The sequence below is a fragment of the Streptomyces sp. NPDC041122 genome (genome assembly GCF_055592445.1).
Genome location: NZ_JBVIYQ010000007.1, coordinates 213,251 through 230,121, shown reverse-complemented (window position 1 = coordinate 230,121; position 16,871 = coordinate 213,251). Strand labels below are relative to the sequence as shown.

At 71.4% G+C, this 16,871-nt stretch carries 13 protein-coding genes; 3 read left to right on the top strand and 10 right to left on the bottom strand.

Going from position 1 to position 16,871, the window contains the following annotated elements; all coding sequences use genetic code 11:
- Positions 1-100: 100 nt before the first annotated feature.
- The 3 genes from ACZ6B8_RS25300 to ACZ6B8_RS25290 are packed head-to-tail and all read right to left on the bottom strand — an operon-like array spanning position 101 to position 2,262.
- Positions 101-589 carry a DUF3291 domain-containing protein gene (locus tag ACZ6B8_RS25300; RefSeq protein ID WP_471071480.1) on the bottom strand — a complete coding sequence of 163 codons (489 nt, stop codon included), beginning with the start codon at positions 587-589 and terminating at the stop codon, positions 101-103.
- A gap of 32 nt (positions 590-621) precedes the next feature.
- Positions 622-1,314: a helix-turn-helix transcriptional regulator gene (locus tag ACZ6B8_RS25295; protein WP_471071483.1), complete on the bottom strand. Its 693-nt coding sequence runs from the start codon at positions 1,312-1,314 to the stop codon at positions 622-624.
- 60 nt (positions 1,315-1,374) lie between these two features.
- Complete coding sequence (locus tag ACZ6B8_RS25290; RefSeq protein WP_471608733.1) at positions 1,375-2,262, bottom strand: EamA family transporter; 888 nt, start codon at positions 2,260-2,262, stop codon at positions 1,375-1,377.
- Between the two features lie 164 nt (positions 2,263-2,426).
- On the opposite strand from ACZ6B8_RS25290, the gene ACZ6B8_RS25285 reads away from it, so the two are divergent.
- Both ACZ6B8_RS25285 and ACZ6B8_RS25280 read left to right on the top strand, forming a co-directional pair.
- Positions 2,427-3,728 carry an MFS transporter gene (locus ACZ6B8_RS25285; RefSeq protein ID WP_471071489.1) on the top strand — a complete coding sequence of 434 codons (1,302 nt, stop codon included), beginning with the start codon at positions 2,427-2,429 and terminating at the stop codon, positions 3,726-3,728.
- 24 nt (positions 3,729-3,752) lie between these two features.
- Positions 3,753-7,730 carry a non-ribosomal peptide synthetase gene (locus ACZ6B8_RS25280; RefSeq protein ID WP_471608732.1) on the top strand — a complete coding sequence of 1,326 codons (3,978 nt, stop codon included), beginning with the start codon at positions 3,753-3,755 and terminating at the stop codon, positions 7,728-7,730.
- 3 nt (positions 7,731-7,733) lie between these two features.
- Here ACZ6B8_RS25280 and ACZ6B8_RS25275 read toward each other — a convergent pair whose 3' ends face one another.
- Positions 7,734-9,722 carry a cytochrome P450 gene (locus ACZ6B8_RS25275; RefSeq protein ID WP_471608731.1) on the bottom strand — a complete coding sequence of 663 codons (1,989 nt, stop codon included), beginning with the start codon at positions 9,720-9,722 and terminating at the stop codon, positions 7,734-7,736.
- Between the two features lie 171 nt (positions 9,723-9,893).
- On the opposite strand from ACZ6B8_RS25275, the gene ACZ6B8_RS25270 reads away from it, so the two are divergent.
- Complete coding sequence (locus ACZ6B8_RS25270; protein ID WP_471608730.1) at positions 9,894-10,808, top strand: phenylalanine 4-monooxygenase; 915 nt, start codon at positions 9,894-9,896, stop codon at positions 10,806-10,808.
- A gap of 26 nt (positions 10,809-10,834) precedes the next feature.
- Here ACZ6B8_RS25270 and ACZ6B8_RS25265 read toward each other — a convergent pair whose 3' ends face one another.
- The 6 genes from ACZ6B8_RS25265 to ACZ6B8_RS25240 are packed head-to-tail and all read right to left on the bottom strand — an operon-like array spanning position 10,835 to position 16,849.
- Positions 10,835-11,803: an amidohydrolase family protein gene (locus ACZ6B8_RS25265; protein ID WP_471608729.1), complete on the bottom strand. Its 969-nt coding sequence runs from the start codon at positions 11,801-11,803 to the stop codon at positions 10,835-10,837.
- Positions 11,800-12,048 carry a hypothetical protein gene (locus ACZ6B8_RS25260; protein WP_471071505.1) on the bottom strand — a complete coding sequence of 83 codons (249 nt, stop codon included), beginning with the start codon at positions 12,046-12,048 and terminating at the stop codon, positions 11,800-11,802. Before ACZ6B8_RS25260 ends, ACZ6B8_RS25265 begins: the two co-directional genes overlap by 4 nt.
- Positions 12,045-13,025, bottom strand: a complete 981-nt coding sequence (locus tag ACZ6B8_RS25255; RefSeq protein ID WP_471608728.1) for an amidohydrolase family protein — start codon at positions 13,023-13,025, stop codon at positions 12,045-12,047. Before ACZ6B8_RS25255 ends, ACZ6B8_RS25260 begins: the two co-directional genes overlap by 4 nt.
- The gene (locus tag ACZ6B8_RS25250) at positions 13,022-14,527 is read right to left on the bottom strand and encodes an AMP-binding protein (RefSeq protein ID WP_471608918.1); all 1,506 of its coding nucleotides are present in this window, start codon (positions 14,525-14,527) and stop codon (positions 13,022-13,024) included. Before ACZ6B8_RS25250 ends, ACZ6B8_RS25255 begins: the two co-directional genes overlap by 4 nt.
- Before the next feature lie 2 nt (positions 14,528-14,529).
- On the bottom strand, positions 14,530-16,212 hold the full coding sequence (locus ACZ6B8_RS25245; protein ID WP_471608727.1) for an aspartate aminotransferase family protein: 1,683 nt from the start codon (positions 16,210-16,212) through the stop codon (positions 14,530-14,532).
- The gene (locus ACZ6B8_RS25240) at positions 16,184-16,849 is read right to left on the bottom strand and encodes a GNAT family N-acetyltransferase (protein WP_471608726.1); all 666 of its coding nucleotides are present in this window, start codon (positions 16,847-16,849) and stop codon (positions 16,184-16,186) included. The genes ACZ6B8_RS25245 and ACZ6B8_RS25240 overlap by 29 nt, the downstream gene beginning before the upstream one ends.
- Between the last annotated feature and the right edge of the window lie 22 nt (positions 16,850-16,871).

The window sequence follows — 16,871 nt, the reverse complement described above, 5'->3', positions numbered from 1 at the left end:
GGTGTCTCTCCCCAGCCTGCCATCGCCATGGAAGGTGACTGGACCGCGGGTGGGTAGCGTGCACGGCCGGACATGCGTCACCCGAGCCGGCCCGGCCCGCTCATCGCGCCGCCGGAAGGAGGGCGGCGGCCTCCGCCGCCGTGTGGGAGTTGGTGAAGGTGAACGCCCGCGGGGAGGGCCCGTCGGTCCGCAGGCTCGCCAGTCGGTCCAGGGCCTCCTCGATGGAGGGGATGTGCCCCGCGGGAACCCACCAGAGCACCAGGTGCGCCTCGACATGCCGGTCGAACCACTCGCGTCGCCGGCGCATCACTTCCAGGTGTCCGCTGCGGTAGGTGAACTCCCACAGGGCTTCCTGTGTCTGCCATACGGAGAGGTTGACGACGACGTCCTCGCCCGCCGGGCGCAGACCCGTGGCGTCCTCCTCCCCGTCCGCCACGAGCCGCCACACGAAGCCGGGTGCGCCGTCGGCGGCGGCGTTGATCGGGTTGAGCTGCTCGACGAAATCGGCCATCTGCGGGTGGTCGAAGGGGTGGCGCAGCGTGACGACGTTCAACTCGGCCAGGTGGAAGGCGTGTTGTGGAGAGGTCATGACCTCATCCCAGCACGGCCCGCTTTTCTATGTCAATCAATATTGTTTTTAGAATCTTCGAGCACGACGCAGCACTCCCCCGGCCGGGCGTCCATCCGGGCCGTCACGGTGCCACTGCCGAGCAGTCCCTCCACGAGCGCGAGGTTCATTCCGCAGACGAGCGGCGGGAAGCGTTCGGCGACCACGTGGAACGGGCAGTTGCGCATGCGCACGACGCGCGGGCCGGCCCCGTCGACGCCGACGGCGCCTTCGGCGTCAGCGTTTTCGAGGTGCGGCGCGTAGCCCCGCGCGGCCAGCAGCTCCATGGCGTCGTCCAGGCCCTCACAGGGCGCGGCCGATCCGCGGTCCGCCTCCCCCCGGCGACGCGCCGCCGCGAAGAGCCGGGCGTCGAGTCCCGCTTGCTCGGCGGCTTCGGCGAGCAGTTCGGCGACCGTGCGGTAGTCGCGGGCCGGCAGCGACACCGACCGTTCGGTCCTGGCCGGCGTGTAGACCTTCGCGGGGCGGCCCGCCCCCGGTCCCGACCGGCCCGTCAGACGGCGGCTGCCGCTCTCCAGCAGCCCGACCTCCGTCAGCTTGTCCAGATGGTGCGCGGCCAGTGTGCGGGCCACCCCGACCGCCTCGGCCGCTTCGTTGCGGCCCACCTCGCGGCCCTGCGCCGTCACGTACGCGTACAGGCGACGCCGTACCGGATCCTGCAGGGCCGCGATCGCATCGATGTCCTCCACGCGGCCAGTCTAAGAACACCATCGCCGCGCGATCGTTCTCGCCGGACTCCGAGCCCGCGCTCACCGCTCCCGGCGCGCCGGAGCAGGGGTGAGGAGCGCTCCACCGCACGCGAGGACCACCAGCGCCATGGCCAGCCACTGGAGGTGGGTCAACGCCTGGCCCAGGACCAGCAGTCCGGCCAGTGCCGCCGCGGGCGGGGCGAGGCTCATCAGGACCGAGAAGACGACGGGGGGAAGCGTACGCAGAGCGATGAGTTCCGACGCGGTGGGCACGACCGAGGACAGCACGGCCACGGCGACGACGAGCCCGGTGTCGCCCGGCCCGGGAAGGGTCACCCGCCCGAAGGCGAGGCCCACCGGGACGCTCGTCGCGGCGGCGACGGCCATCGCGACCGCCAGCCCGTCGAGCCGCCGGAAGCGCACGCCGGTGCGCACGCTGAGCTGGATGTAGCAGGCCCACAGGCCGGCGGCGCAGAGTGCGAAGGCCACCCCGGCGGGGGCGAGACCGTCGAAACCGTCCCTGCTCAGCAGGAACACCCCGGTGAGGGCCAGCAGCGCCCACAGCGGGTCGGTGGCGCGCCGGGAGCCGAGCAGGGTGAGCGTCAGCGGACCGAGCAGTTCCAGCGTGACGGTCGGCCCCAGGGGCATGCGCTCGATCGCGAGATAGAAGCAGCTGTTCCAGGCGCACAGCGTCAGCCCCAGGAGGCCGGCCACCACCCAGTCCCCCGTCCCATGGCCGCGCAGGGCCGGGCGGCAGAGCGCGAGCAGCAGTGCCGCGGAGACCGTGAGCCGGAGGACGAGTACGCCCCAGACGCCCACGTCGGGGATGAGCAGGGCGGCCGCGGCGGATCCGAACTGGACCGCCGCGTCGGCGCCGAGCAGGAGAGCCAGGGCCCCCGCCCGGCCCCGGACGGGTGTGTCGCGCGCGCTCGCGTTTCCGGCGCCCACCTTCACCCCCGCCCGCGTACGGCGACACACCGGTCAGCGCACATGGTCACGTCCGTCTCGTCGTCGGGAACCGTGGGGCGGAGCGTCGTCGGCGGGGAATTCGGTGACCTCCGTGACTGAGGATGGCATGGACACGCGTTGGGGCCGATGACACCATCTGACGGATGGTCGATGACAGCAAAAGACATTCCTCGATCTGGAAGAACCGCGAGTTCCTGCTCTTGTGGGGCGGTCAGACGGTCAGCGAGATGGGGACGCAGATCACCGTTCTCGCCCTGCCGTTGGTCGCCGTCGTGCTGCTGGACGCCACCCCGTTCCAGGTCGGCCTGCTGGCCGCCGCGGAGACCAGCGCGTATCTCCTGGTCGCCCTGCCGGCCGGAGCCATCGTGGACCGCGTCGCCAAACGGCGGCTGATGATCTGGTGCGACGTCTCGCTCTTCCTGGTGATCGGATCGGTGCCGCTCGCCCATGCCCTCGACGCCCTGACCCTCGCCCATCTCTACGCCGTCGCCCTGGTCTCCAGCGTCCTCTCCGTGTTCTTCGCGGTCGCCTATCAGGCCTACCTGCCCGCGGTCCTCGAACACCACCAACTCCTCGACGGCAACGGCAAACTCGCCGCCTCCCGGTCGGTCGCCCAGGTCGCCGGGCCCAGTTCCGGCGCGGGTCTCGTGACCCTGGTCGGTGCCGCCGGCGCGATGGCGGCCGACGCGGTCTCCTTCGTGCTGTCGGCGAGCGCGCTGAGCGCGATCCGCTCCCCCGAACCGCGCCGTCAGACCGAACCGGGCCCGCGGCCGACGCTGCGCTCGCAGATCCGTGAAGGGCTCGACTACGTCCTGCGCGACCGCATCCTGCGGAACTCGGTGGCGTTCAACGGCACCGCCAACTTCTTCGTCATCATGGTGGAGACCCTGGGCCCGGTCTTCCTGATCCGTACCCTCGACCTGCGCCCCGGCCTGGTCGGGCTGCTCCTCGCGCTGGGGGCCGTCGGAGGGGTGGCGGGCGGGGTGGCGGCGCGGCATCTCGCCGCGAGGTTCGGCTCCGCGCGGATCAGCTGGATCTCCATGACCGTGCTCTCGCTGCCGGGCCTGCTGATTCCGATGGCCGGCTCCGGCTGGTGGGTGCTGCTGTTCGGTTTCGGCTGGATCTCGTGGACCTTCTCCTCGACCGTCGCGGGCATCTCGCTGACCAGTTACCGGCAGGCCGCCTGCCCGCCGGAGCTGCTCGGCCGGGTCAGCGCCGCCGCCCGCTGGATCACCTGGGGCACCCTGCCGGTCGGCGGACTGGTCGGCGGCGGGCTCGCCACCCTCCTCGGCGTCCGGCCCACCTTGTGGATCGCCGTCATCGGCGGGTGCTGCGCGGGCCTGTGGCTGTTCTTCTCGCCCCTGCGCGGCATGCGCGACATTCCCCTGCACGCGCCCGAACGCAAGCCCGGCCCGGAAGCCGAATCCGTGGCCGAGAAGCCGTAGGACACCGCGTCACACCGTCATCGGATGAGGGAACCCATGATCCCGCTCTCCTATGCCCAACGCCGGCTGTGGTTTCTGTCCCGACTCGAAGAACACGGCGCCGCCTACAACGTGCCGCTGGCCCTCCGGCTGACCGGCCCCCTGGACCGGGAAGCGCTGCTCCGGGCCTTCACCGATCTCGTCGAGCGGCACGAGATGCTGCGCACCGGTTATGCGGAGGTCGACGGCGAGCCCTACCAGCAGGTGCGGGAGGGCGAGCAGGCCCGGCCGGTCATCCTCGTGCGGGAGAGCGACCCGGAGCGGCTCGCGACGGACCTCGACGCCGCCGCACGCCATGTCTTCGACCTGGCCGCCGAACTCCCCGTCCGCTGCCACCTGTTCGTGCTCGGCGAGACCGACCATGTGCTGTTGATCCTCGCCCACCACATCGCGGCCGACGGCTGGTCGGTCGGGCCGCTGACCCGGGATCTCGGCACGGCGTACGAGGCACGCCGCTCGGGCGGCGAACCGGACTGGGACGAGCCGCTGCCCGCGGGGTACGCGGACTATGTGGCCCGGCAGCGCGACTTCCTGGGCGATCCGGACGATCAGAACAGCGTGCAGGCACGGCAGTTGAGGTACTGGACGGCCGCCCTGGCCGGGCTGCCGCCGGAACTCGACCTGCCCTACGACCGGCCGCGGCCCGCCGTGTCGGCCCACCGTGCGGGCACGCTGCAGTTCCGGCTCGGCACCGCCGTGCAGGGCCGGCTCGTCGCCCTCGCGAAGGAGAGCCGGGCGACGGTCTTCATGGTGCTGCAGGCCGCGGTCGCGGCGCTGCTCTCCCGGCTCGGTGCAGGCACGGACATCCCGCTGGGTTCGGCCGTCGCGGGCCGCTCCGAGGAGGAGTTCGAGGATCTCGTCGGCTTCTTCGTGAACACCGTGGTGCTCCGCGCCGACCTCTCCGGGGACCCGAGCTTCCGGGAGCTGATCGGCCGGGTGCGCGACACCGACCTGGCGGCCTACCAGCACCAGGACCTGCCGTTCGAAAGGCTGGTGGAGGCGGTCAACCCCGATCGCTCGCTCAACCGGCACCCGCTCTTCCAGACGATGCTGACGTTCGAGGTGCGCTCCACCGCGCCGTGGCACCTCGGCGCCGCGCGGGCCGTACCGGTGGAGACCGACACCAGCGCCACCAAGTTCGACCTGCTCTTCCAACTGGAGGAGGAGTACGGTCCCGCCGGTGAGCCGCACGGCATCCGCTGCGTGGTCGACTACGACGCCGAGCTCTTCGACCGCACCACCGTCGAGTCCATGGCCTCCCGTCTCGTCCGGCTGGTCAACACGGTGGTGGCCGACCCCGACGTACCCGTGCACGGCATCGACCTGCTGGACGCCGCCGAACGCCGCAGACTGCTGACCGACTGGGGCGGCGCCGGGGACGAGACCCGCGCCGGCGGTGCGGACGCGACCTCGGTGGCCGAACTCGTGGAGCGGCAGGCCGCCCTCACCCCCGACCGGCCCGCGGTCCGGTGCCGGGGCGACGTGCTCGACTACGCGGAACTCGACGCGCGGGCGAACCGGCTCGCCCGCCGCCTGGTGGCCTTCGGGATCGGGCCCGAGGATGTGGTGGCCGTCGCCGTGGAGGGCTCCGTCGACCTGCTGGTCGCCCTGCTCGCGGTGCTCAAGGCCGGCGGCGCCTACCTGCCCGTGGACGCCGGCTACCCGGCCGAACGCATCGCGTTCATGCTGGCGGACTCCCGCTCGGCGCTGCTGCTCACCACCCGTTCCCTGCGGACGGCCCTGCCGGACACCGGTCTGCCCGTCTGGGAGCTCGACCGGCCGGAACCCGCGGAACCGGGCGCCGAGCACGACCTCACGGACGAGGACCGCCGTGCCCCGCTGCACGACCTCCACCCGGCCTACGTCATCTACACCTCCGGCTCCACCGGCAGGCCCAAAGGCGTCGTCGTCACCCACCGGGCCGTGATCGACTACGTCTCCTGGGTGGGCCGGGAGTACCCCGGCACGCTCGGCGTCGCCATGCTCAGCTCCTCGGTCTCCTTCGACATCTCCGTCACGACGCTGTTCGCGCCACTGACCGTGGGCGGCTGTGTCCTGATTTCGCCGCTCGAACACGACCCCCGGCTCGAGGCCTGGCTGGCGGACCACCCGTGCACCCTGCTCAACGTGACCCCGAGCCATCTGGCGCTGCTCGACGCCCTGCCCACGGCGTTCGTGCCCACCGGCGATCTGATGCTCGGCGGTGAGCCCCTCACCGCACAGGCCCTGGAGCTCTCCCGCCGCAGGCGCCCCGGGCTGCGCACCCACAACCTCTACGGCCCCACCGAGACCACCGTCACCTGCACGGAGTACCGGTTGGAACCGGGACAGCAGCCGCCGCCCGGGCAGCTGCCGATCGGCGCCCGGCAGCCCGGCAACCGCCTCTACGTGCTCGACGAACGGCTGCGTCCGGTCCCGGTCGGCGTGAAGGGCGAGTTGTACGTGGGCGGCACCGGAGTGGCCCGCGGCTACCTGGGACGTCCGGGCCTGACCGCGGAGCGGTTCGTGGCCGATCCGTGGGGGCCGCCCGCTTCCCGGATGTACCGCACCGGAGATGTGGTCCGCTGGCGGCCGGACGGAAACCTGGTGTTCCTCGGCCGGTCCGACGACCAGGTCAAGATCCGGGGGTTCCGCGTCGAACTCGGCGACGTCGAAGCGGCGTTGACGAACCATCCCGCCGTGACCCGAGCGGTCGTCACCGCGCACGCCGGTGCCGCCGGAGACATACGCCTCGTGGGGTACGTCGTGCCCGCCCCGGGCGCCCGTCCCGACCCGGCGGAGCTGCGCCGCTTCGTGGAGCGCACCCTGCCCGATCACATGGTGCCCGCCGCCCTGGTCACCATCGACGAGGTACCGCTGACCGGCAACGGCAAGGTGGACCGCGAGGCGCTGCCACGGCCGGAGTTCGGCGCCTCGGCCACGGGCCGGGCGCCACGCGGAGCCATGGAGGAGCAGTTGTCCGCGCTCTTCGCCGCGGAGCTCGGGGTGGCGGCCGTGGGGGCCGACGACGACTTCTTCCGGCTCGGCGGCCACTCCCTGCTCGCGGCCCGTCTGGTGGCCCGGATCCGCGCCGCCACCGGTCGGCAGCTGGGGCTCAGGGCGCTGTTCGAGGCCCCCACCGTGGCGGAACTCGCGCTGCGCCTCACGGACCGTCCCGGCCGTCGGGAGATGCTGGAGGACGACGACTTCCGGACGTTGCTGCCGCTGCGCCCGTCGGGTTCGGGCCCCGCACTGTTCTGTGTGCATCCCGGTGGCGGCCTCGCCTGGTGCTACGCCGCCCTGCTCCCCCACATCGCTCCCGCCCACCCCATCCATGGCGTGCAGGCGCGCGGCATCGCGCCCTCCGCCGAACTCCCCACGAGCGAACTCCCCACGAGCGTCGAGGAGATGGCGGCCGAGTACGTGGAGCAGCTGCGGTCCGTCCAGCCGGCCGGCCCCTATCACCTGCTGGGCTGGTCGTTCGGCGGCCTGGTCGCCCACGCGATGGCCGTACTGCTCCAGGAACAGGGCGAAGAGGTGCCCTTGCTGTGCGTTCTCGACGGCTACCCCGGTGACCTGGCGGCACAGGACGCCAACGACGGGCCGGGGGACGGCCCGGGGGACGCGCTCGCCGCCATCCACGAGTCCCTCGGGGTGGACGGGGCGGCGCCGGACGCCGTGGAGCGCGCCGCGGCCCTCGGCCTGACCGAGGGCCGGCTGACGGCGATGGTCGAGGTCTTCGAGAACGACAACGACCTCGCCCGGTCCTTCCACCCCAAGCCGTTCCACGGTTCGCTGCTCTTCGTGACCGCCGCCCTCGACCGGGGCGACGTGCTGCCGTCCGCCACCGAGGCCTGGGGCCCGTACGTGGACGGCGCCGTCGAGGACGTGGCGCTCGACTGCACCCACCACCAGTTGCTGACCGGCGCGTTCGCCGAGTCGGTGGGCGAGCTGGTCTCCCGGCGACTGGGCGACACCCGCTGACCGTCACCGTGCCTCGGCGGCCGGCAGGAGCGCCAGATGTTCGGTCCACACCAGCCGGAATCGCAGCGCGGTGGAGACGACGGCCTGGCGCAACCAGTTCCCGCCGGAACGGCCCGACGCCGGCTGCTGGTCGCGGACGCCGAGCTTGTGCCGGGCTATGTACTCGATGTGGAAGTTGACCGCCGCCGGGCTGATCCCGTGCCAGGACGCGAGCGGGCTCAGTCTGCGCACGATCTCGGCGGTGCTGGGGATGGCCACCGTGGCGGGGGTGCGCAGTTGGGGTTCGCACAGCGCGACGAGGACCAGGAAGTACTTGGCGCCGGGGTCGAGTGCGAACGCCGGGCTCGGCTCCTCGGCGGGGCCCGCGTCCCCGGCGTACGCGTTGGCCGGGGACGGCGCGCGGACGGACAGCTGCGCCGGGCCGGAGGCGGACGGCAGGCTGATCCTGGCGTGCGTGAAGGGGACGGGCATGTCGAGCCGGCCCGGGGGCACACAGACGTACTCGCCGCCGCCTTCCTCGTTCTCCACCACGTAGGTGCGCGACCGGCTGAGGTTGGTGATGAACCACAGTCCGTCCTCGGCGGCCCTGATCCGTCCGGCGACGGGCTCCCCGTCGGGGTCCTCGATCCGGACGTCGACCTGGGCGTCGACCTGGGCGTCGGCCGGCCCGCGGCCGAAGGTGACCTCTTGGTTGCTGCGGACCTCGACGGTCCCGCCGCCCGCATCCGTGCCGGGCAGCGCGATGCGCAGGTCGGCCGGAGTCCTCTCCTCGGGTGCGGGAGGTGCGGGGGTCGCGTCGGCCGGTCGGTGTCGCGGGCCGGGGCGGCGGTCCGGCGCCAGCCCGATCCGGAGGCGGGAGAGGCCCTGGAGGAAGTTGGACGGGCGCCGGACGGGCTCGCCGGCGAGTTCGATCGCCGCGATCCGGTCGACCGCGGCCGCCAGTACACACCGCACCTCCAGGCGGGTCAGGGTGGCACCGACGCAGTAGTGCGGCCCGCCGCCGAAAGCGATGTGCGGATTGGGACGACGGTCCAGACGGAAGGTGTCGGGATCGGGGAAGACCCGTTCGTCGCGGTTGCAGGAGGGATACCAGACCGCGATCCGGTCGCCCGCGGCGATCCTGACGTCGCCGAGGACGGTGTCCTCCGCAGCGGTGCGCAGGGCGTGCAGGGCCGGTGAGGTCCACCGCAGGATCTCCTCGACCGCCGTGTCGATCGCCCCCGGATCTTCCCTGAGCCGGCGCCACACCTCGGGTCGGCGGGCGAAGACGAGCAGGGCTCCGGCGAGCGCGTGCGAGGTGGTCTCCAGGCCGCCGTTCATCAGGCCGTCGCAGTTGAGCAGGATCTCGTCGTCGGTCAACGGCACGCCGTCCGGGGCGGCTTCGGCGAGCGCGGAGACGATGTCGTCGCCCGGTTCCGCCCTGCGCAGGTCGAGCAGGTCCTCGAAGTGGCCGAAGATCTGTGTGTGCGCGGCCGTCCGGGCGGCCTCACCCGCGGGGCCGGGGTCGGAGTCGTCGAAGGCGGCCTCCATGGTGCGGGCCAGGCCGTCCTGGTCCTCCTCGGGGACGCCCAGGAGGTCGAAGAGGGCCCACCGCGGTACCTCGGCCGTGAGTTCGGCGATCGCGTCGAAGGAGGTACCGCGCTCCAGCAGGGCGTCCAGGCGTTCCTCGACGCGGGCGCCGAGCGTGGGGACGAGGGCGGCGACGGAGCGCGCGTTGAACCACGCCTGGTGCACACCGCGCAGACGCCGGTGCTCGGCGCCGTCGGAGACGACGAGCATGCGGCCCGCCGCGGCCCGCACTCCCGCGGGGTTGGCCTGGAGGCGCATCCCCTGGACGGAGACGAAGCTCGCCGGCCGGCGGATCACCTCCGAGCCCTCGGCGTGGGTGACGACCGACCAGAAGCCGCCGGCCAGTTCCGACTCCGTCCATGCCACCGGATGCGCGCCGCGCGCCTGCCGCCACATTTCCAGATGCGTCTCGTCGGTGTACAAGTAGGGGTCGGCGAGGTCCGCACCATCCCGACCGGCCGTCCATCGAGGAGTCCGAATTTTCATGGTTCCCTTTCTGGCACGCAATATCGTGGGCTCCGGATTTTCGCAATAGGCGCCGCCTACCTATAACCCTCCAGGGGTGACACTCACTCAACGACCCGTTAGGGTACGTTGAACGCTTCAATCATCGTCATCCACCAGGCGGTTCTGATGTTCAAGGAAGCCACCCTCTACTCTCCGGTAATCACGAATGACCACGGCCGGGTTTCCGTGATCTTCGCCAAGGACCACCCCGGTTACGAGGACCGGCCCTATCAGGAGCACCGGGCCCGCATAGCCGATCTGGCATTACGGCACAGGCCCGGCGAGCCGGCCCCCGATATTTGCTACACGGAGGCCGAGCACGAGACGTGGCGCATGGTGAGCGAGGAATTGTCCGCCAAGCACCGCGTGCATGCCTGCCGTGAATTCCTCGACGCGTCGGACCTGCTCGACCTGCGGCGCGACCGGCTTCCGCAGCTCAGCGAGGTATCAGCCCGAGTTAATCCGCTCACCGGATTCACCTTCGGCCCCGCCGCGGGTCTCGTGGCGCAGCGCGATTTCTACGGGTCGCTGGCCGATCGCAGGTTTCAGGCGACGCAGTACATACGCCATCCTTCATTTCCGCGGTTTTCGCCGGAACCGGACATGATTCATGAGGTGGTCGGGCACGGCACGCACCTTTCCAGTAATCGATGGGCGACGTTGTACGAACTTCTCGGGAAGACGGTGCGCCGTTTGGAGTCCGATGCGGCCGTCGGTCTCGTGTCCCGGGTCTTCTGGTTCACCATCGAATACGGACTCGTGAAGGAGGGCGGTCGCACGAAGGCCTGCGGAGCCAGTCTGCTGTCCTCCTGCGGCGAGATGGACTACTTCCTCGGGGCGGACATCTTCCCGTTCGACTCGGCGGCCATGGGGCGCCAGGGCTATCTGGTGGAGAAATACCAGCCGGTGCTGTTCCGCGCCGAGTCCTTCAATCACTTCGAGGACTTCCTCAGCGAATTCCTGACCAGTGTCGACGACGACAGCGAGCTCGTCGCGCGTTAGCGCGGCGCGGGCCCGGGCCGGCCGGTTCACGTCCGGCTCCGGCCCGGCTCCTTCGGTGCGCCGCCCGTTGGACGGCTCGACGGGGCGAGGACTCTCAGCAGGTTCTCGTGCAGCAGCAGTTCGCGGTCGCGCCGGGGCACCCCGGCGAAGACGGTCGGCCCCTCCACCACCTCGTGCACCGCGCGGCGCAGGCCTCCCGACATCCGGCCGAGCGGCCAGTCCGTTCCGAAGATCACCTTGTGGTTGATGCCCATCCGGAACAGCCTGTTGAGGTGGTCCGGCCAGCTCGGCAGGGTCGCGGAGCTGGCGAATCCGCCGATGTCCAGATACACGTTGGGCCGGTGCGCCGCGAGATAGGCCGCCGTCTCCACGTCGGTCACCCCGGCATGGCCGAGGACGAAGTCGACGCCGGGGAAGTCCCTGGCCGCCCGGTCGATGTGGAGCGGGTGGGCCGGCTCCGTGTCGAGGGAGGGCACGCTGGGGCCGGTGTGCACGAAGACCGGCAGCGAACGGGCGGCGCACGTCTCGTAGTACGGATACAGGCTCCGGTCCGACGGTGAGTAGCCGCACGGCGGGTAGAGCTTGATGCCGTCGAAGCCGTAGTCGTCGAGCACCGTCTCGAAGAACCGGAGGTTCTCGGGGCCGTGGCGCGGGTCGATCCCCATGTAGACCCAGAACCGGCCGGGGTGCCTGAGCCGGATCCGGTGGTGCCGCTCGGCCATCTCCCACGGGGTGAGCGGGCAGGCCATCCGATGACTGAAGTCGGGTACCAGGAGCACCGAGCGGTCGATCCCGGCCCGGTCCATCTCGGCCACCAGGCCGTCGGCCTGGTGGTCCTGGTGCTGTGCCCGGTAGCCGTCGGCGATCCGGTCGGGGGCGGGGGCCGGGCCTCGCGCGGACAGCCGGCTGTGCACGTTCCGGGACACCCCCTCGACGAAGGCCGACGGGACGAAGTCGGTGGATGCCACATGGCAGTGGCCGTCGTAGACGATCACCGCAAGCAGTGCTCCACCAGGCCGCGGACGCTGACGCCCGCGCCCGGGTCGTAGGTCGCGTAGTCGAACTCCCGGTCGCTGCGCTCCTCCAGGTAGGAGATGAGGCCGACCAGCGCCATCGAGTCGAGCAGACCGGAGTGGGTCAGCTCCGTCTCGGCGTCGATGTCTGCCTCCGCCTCCCCCTCGTTCCAGTTCTCCACCCACGCGATGAGATCCTTCTCCACCGCCGAGACGTCCTCGCTCACGGCCGACCACCCCTTTGCTCCGCAGGTTTCCGCCCCACGAGGCGGAGGCTGTTGCCGCTCATGATCATCTTTCGTTCCGCCTCCCGCAGTCCGGCCACGGCCGGCGCTCCCCGGGAGAACTCCTTCAGCAGGCCGCCGAGCGACTCCGACATACGGAAGGACGGCCAGCAGGTGCCGAAGAGGATCTTGTGCGCTATCCCGGCCCGGAAGAGCCGGTTGACGTGGGTCTGCCAGCCGTCGGCGCTGAGCACCGAGTGGAACTGGCTGATGTCGAGGTGGACATTGGGCCGGTGGGCGCAGAGGTACGCGGTCTCCTCGACATGGGTGACCCCGCCGTGTCCGAGGATGAAGTCGACCCCGGGGAAGTCCCGGGCCGCCCGGTCCACGAGGAGCGGCCTGCCGAAGGTGAAGTCCAGCGGCCCCCAGCCGGGGCCGGTGTGGGTCAGCACCGGGATGCCGTAGTGGGCACAGCGCTCGAAGTACGGGTACAGGCGCGGGTCACTGGGCTCGTACCCGCAGGGCGGATAGAGCTTGAGACCGGCGAATCCGTACTCCGTCACGCACCGCTCGAACAGGTCGATCCCGTCCTGCCCGCCTCGCGGGTCCACTCCCCAGAAGACGTGGAACCTCCCCGGGTGGCGTCGGTTCACCCGGTCGTGCAGAGCCGCCAGTTCGGGCTGGCTCAGCGCGCACCGCGCCACGTGCGAGTAGTCGGGCGCGATGAGGAAGGCCTGGTCGACCCCCGCCTCGTCCATCTCCGCGACCAGTTGGTCCGCGTCGTCGTCCGCGTACAGCGAGAAGACCTGGTTGCGTACGCGGTCGGGCCGGCCGCCCACTCCGTAGGCGTCGAGCCGGTGGTGGACGTTGGCGGCCTGGTGTTCGATGAAGGCCCGGGGGATGGCGAGCAGGCTGGCCAGGTTGACCTGCGCGTCGATGATCCGGTGGGCGCCGGGCGCCGTCTCCCGTGCCGGGGTCACCGGGGCTCCGTCCCCGCGCCGCCGGGGCCCGCGCCGCGGACCGTGTCGGCGAAGTGCCGCGCGACACTGGCCCTGCTCAGCTTCAGGTTGCCGGTCATGAACCGTGCGTCGGAACGCAGTTGCCGGTCGGAGAAGATCACGGAGGCGATCCGCTGGTGCGGGTCGAGGCGGCGGTTGACCTCGTCGATGCGGGTGCGCACCGTGGCCGGCAGGTCGCGGTCCGCGGGGTCGGTGGTGGTGACCACCGCGCCGAGCCGGCCGGACTCGGGGGTGGGCACGACGATGATCTCCGCGATCCCCGCCACCGAGGCGAAGGCCTCCTCTATCTGGGCGGGGTGCACCTTGCGCCCGTTGCCCAGGGCGATCACGTCCTTCTTGCGGCCGAGGAGGGTGAGGAACCCGTCGGCGTCGAGCGCGCCGTAGTCGCCCGTGGCGATGGTCCCGTCGGAGCGGAAGGTCTCGTCGGCGCCCTCGTCGGGGGCTTCGAAGTAGCCGCTGCTCAGCGGGGCGGGGCGGTCCAGGATCACCTCGCCGTCGTCGAGGAGGCGGACGTGGCTCGGGTCGAGGAGTTTGCCGACGGAGCCGAGCCGGTGCTCGTCCTCGGTGTTCCAGGCGACCATTCCGGTCTCGGTCAGACCGTAGGCCTCCAGGAGCCTCACATCCCCTTCCCAGAAGGCGTCCAGCGTCTCCCTCCTGATGGGGGCCATGCCGGTGATCAGGAAGCGGATCGCGCCGCCGAGGAAGTCGCCGAGCGCGCCCGCGTCGGGGGACTTGCGGTGCAGCTGCAGCACCGTGTCGTAGAAGACCGGGGGCCCGATCAGGAAGGTGGGCCGTTCGCTTCTGACCGCCTGGAAGACGCGCTGGTAGGGGGCGAGCGTCAGGTCGGCGCCGAGCCACAGGCAGCAGTAGAGGGACAGCCGCTGCTGGTAGTTGGAGAGCGGCAGGAAGATCAGGTGGCGGTCGTCCGGGGTGACGTGGAACGCCTCGATGAAGCGGTTGATGACGTACTCGGTGCCCTTGGCGCTGATCTTCAGCCCCTTGAGCCTTCCCGAGGTGCCGGAGGAGTAGACGAGGCTGTGGACCTCGTCGCGGTCCACCTGTCCCGCCGTGGCCGGCACCACGCCGGGGCCCGGCCGCCCGCTCGGCGCGATCACCGCGGGGCAGTCGGAGCCGAGGCCGTCGGCGATCAGCAGGGCGAGCTCGTGCCGGGCGACGAACTCGGCCGGGTCGGGCACCTCGGTGTCCTCGGGGAACGCCTTGAGCACCGCACCGTGCATCAGCGTCGCGAGGTCCCAGGTGATCCAGTCGATGCTGCCGGGCGCGCGGATGCCGACCAGCTGCCCCGGCCGCACGCCGGCCGCCGCCAGCTGTTCCGCGCGTTCGGCGGCCAGTTCGTGGAGCCGGCTGTAGGTGACGACGCGTCGCCCGCCCGAGATGTCGATCTCGGTCAGCTGTGCGTCGGTGTGCTTGCGGTACCGGTCGCCGAGCTCCGCGATGTTCATGCTCACGCGTTCTCCAACTCCTTTTCCAGACGGGCCAGCAGGTGGGTGAGGCGGTCCTCGACGAACAGCGCGACCCGGCCTCCGAGCATCTCCTCGTAACCGCCGCTGCCGGTGTCCCAGGCGACGCGGACCTCGACGGTGCAGCCGCCGCCGGGCGCGGGGCGCACCACCGTGGTGCGCTCCAGTTCCTGCCACAGCCAGCACGGTTCCGCTCGCAACTCGACGCCGTCGTCGCACAGTTCGACACGGTCGGCCCAGACCACCTCGTCCTGGCCGAGCCGGCCGCTGAACTCCTCCTCCGTTCCCGGCCGCCCGCCCCGGTTGTCCCGGGCGAACGGATCGAGGAGCCGCGGCCCGGCGTGCAGGAGCTCGATGACGGCGTCGGCGGGCCGGGCCAGCGCGGCGACGCGGGTGAGCGGGGACGGCGTCGCCGTCGTCCGTACGCTCCCCCGGGCCGCGTCGGCTTCGGCCAGGACGCCCTCCAGGACGCCCAGGCCGCGTTCCAGGTCGGCGTCGGAGATCACCAGGGGCGGCTGGACCCGTAGCACCCTGGGGTTGTAGAGGGAGTACGTGGACGTCACGCCCTCCTCGATGAGCCGGCCGAGGACCAGACCGGTCAGGGCGTCGTCGCGGAGTTCCAGGCCGTGCATCATGCCGACCCCGCGGTGTTCCGCGATCACCTCCGGGTACCGCTCGGCGGCGGCGGCCAGCCGGGCGGTGATCCGCTCTCCCTTGACGCGGACACCGGCCAGGAACTCCTCGTCGGAGGCGATGGCGATCGTCTCCAGGCCGGCCCGGCACGCCAGGGGGTTGCCGCCGAGGCTGGAGCCGAAGGTGGAGGGCAGCTCGCGCAGGACGTCCCAAACCGCCTCGGTGCCCAGCACCGCGGACAGCGCGAGCATGCCGCCGCCGAACGCCTTGCCGACGCAGACCAGGTCGGGAGTGATGTCGTACCGCTGGTACGCGAAGAAGGTGCCGCACCGGCCGAACGCGGTCTGCATCTCGTCGAGCACGAGCAGCGCGCCGGCCTCGGTGCACAGCCGCCGGACCTCGCGCAGATAGCCCGGCGGCGGCGGGACGACGCCGGCCTCCGCCTGGACGGGTTCGAGCAGCACGGCGGCCACGGAGTCGTCCAGGGCCGCGGCCAGCGCGTCGAGGTCCCCGAAGGGCACCTGCTGGAACTCGGACATGAGCGGGCCCAGGCGGTCCTGGTGCTCGGGCCGGGCCGCCGCGCCGAGCGTGGCGAAGGTCTTGCCGTGGAAGCAGCCGAGCGCGCTGATGAACCGCGGACGGCCGGTGGCGGCCCTGGCCAGCTTCAGGGCGTTGTCGATCGTCTCGCCGCCGCCGTTGGCGAGATAGGCGAACGGCAGCAGCCGGCCGGTGAGTTCGGCCAGTCGTTCGGTGAGGCGGATCTGCACCTCCTCGAACATGATCTTGCTGCTGTTGAGCACACCGGAGTCGAGCTGGTCGCGGAGTGCGGCGACGATCCGCGGATGGGAGTAGCCCAGGGACTGGTTCCCGTACTGGTCGAACATGGCCAGGAAGGAGCGCCCGGCGTCGTCGAGGACGCTGGACCCGGTGCCCACGCCCTGGACACCGCACCCCATGACGAAGGCCATCTTGGAATAAGTGGGGTGGTTGTGGGCCGCCTTGGCCTCAGCCAGTACCTGCCGGTATGTCCGCATACTCGGAGGACCCCCTCGCGTAGCCGTCGAAGTCCCGGAAGAAGTAGCTCAGCACCCGGTTGGCCTCGGCGCCCGCCTCCTTGCAGCGGCGCACCGCCCGCGGCACGTCGAGAGCGGCCACCATGCTCAGCGGCGCACCGGTGAACCGCGGGTCCCGATAGGGGCCGTGGACCGGTACGAATCCGATGTCGGTGTAGAAGTCGCGCAGCCGGCCGTCGAGGTCGTCGACGAAGAAGTCCCCGAGGATGCAGGTGACTTGGTGCGTCCGGACGCTGTGCACCAGTGCCTCGCGCATGAGCCGCATGCCCACCTTGTGGTGGCGCACGTCCGGCAGCGTCATCAGGTGGCCGAACTCCACGAGCCGGTGCCCGGTACGCCATGCGCCGAGCGCGGCCACGTCCTCGCACGGCAGGCCGGCCGGTGAATCCGGGACGATCTTTATCGTGCCGACCGCCTCGGCTCCGGCGTACGCGAGGAGGTAGTAGGCCTGGTCATCGAACTTGTCGAAGGTGTCGGCGGTCTGCGCGGTGTCCGTCAGCCGCTCCTGGTCCTGCACGTACACCGCTTCCCGCAGCCGCAGCACGTCCGCGGCCTCCGCCGGGGTGCGCGCCCTGCGGAAGGTGATGTCGTCGAGCATGGTCCCTTCCTTCCGTACGTCC

Coding starts and splice junctions, on each gene's coding strand:
- ACZ6B8_RS25300 (WP_471071480.1), bottom strand. CDS start 589: ATGACCTCTCCACAACACGCCTTCCACCTGGCCGAGTTGAACGTCGTC.
- ACZ6B8_RS25285 (WP_471071489.1), top strand. CDS start 2,427: ATGGTCGATGACAGCAAAAGACATTCCTCGATCTGGAAGAACCGCGAG.
- ACZ6B8_RS25280 (WP_471608732.1), top strand. CDS start 3,753: ATGAGGGAACCCATGATCCCGCTCTCCTATGCCCAACGCCGGCTGTGG.
- ACZ6B8_RS25250 (WP_471608918.1), bottom strand. CDS start 14,527: ATGAACATCGCGGAGCTCGGCGACCGGTACCGCAAGCACACCGACGCA.
- ACZ6B8_RS25245 (WP_471608727.1), bottom strand. CDS start 16,212: ATGCGGACATACCGGCAGGTACTGGCTGAGGCCAAGGCGGCCCACAAC.
- ACZ6B8_RS25240 (WP_471608726.1), bottom strand. CDS start 16,849: ATGCTCGACGACATCACCTTCCGCAGGGCGCGCACCCCGGCGGAGGCC.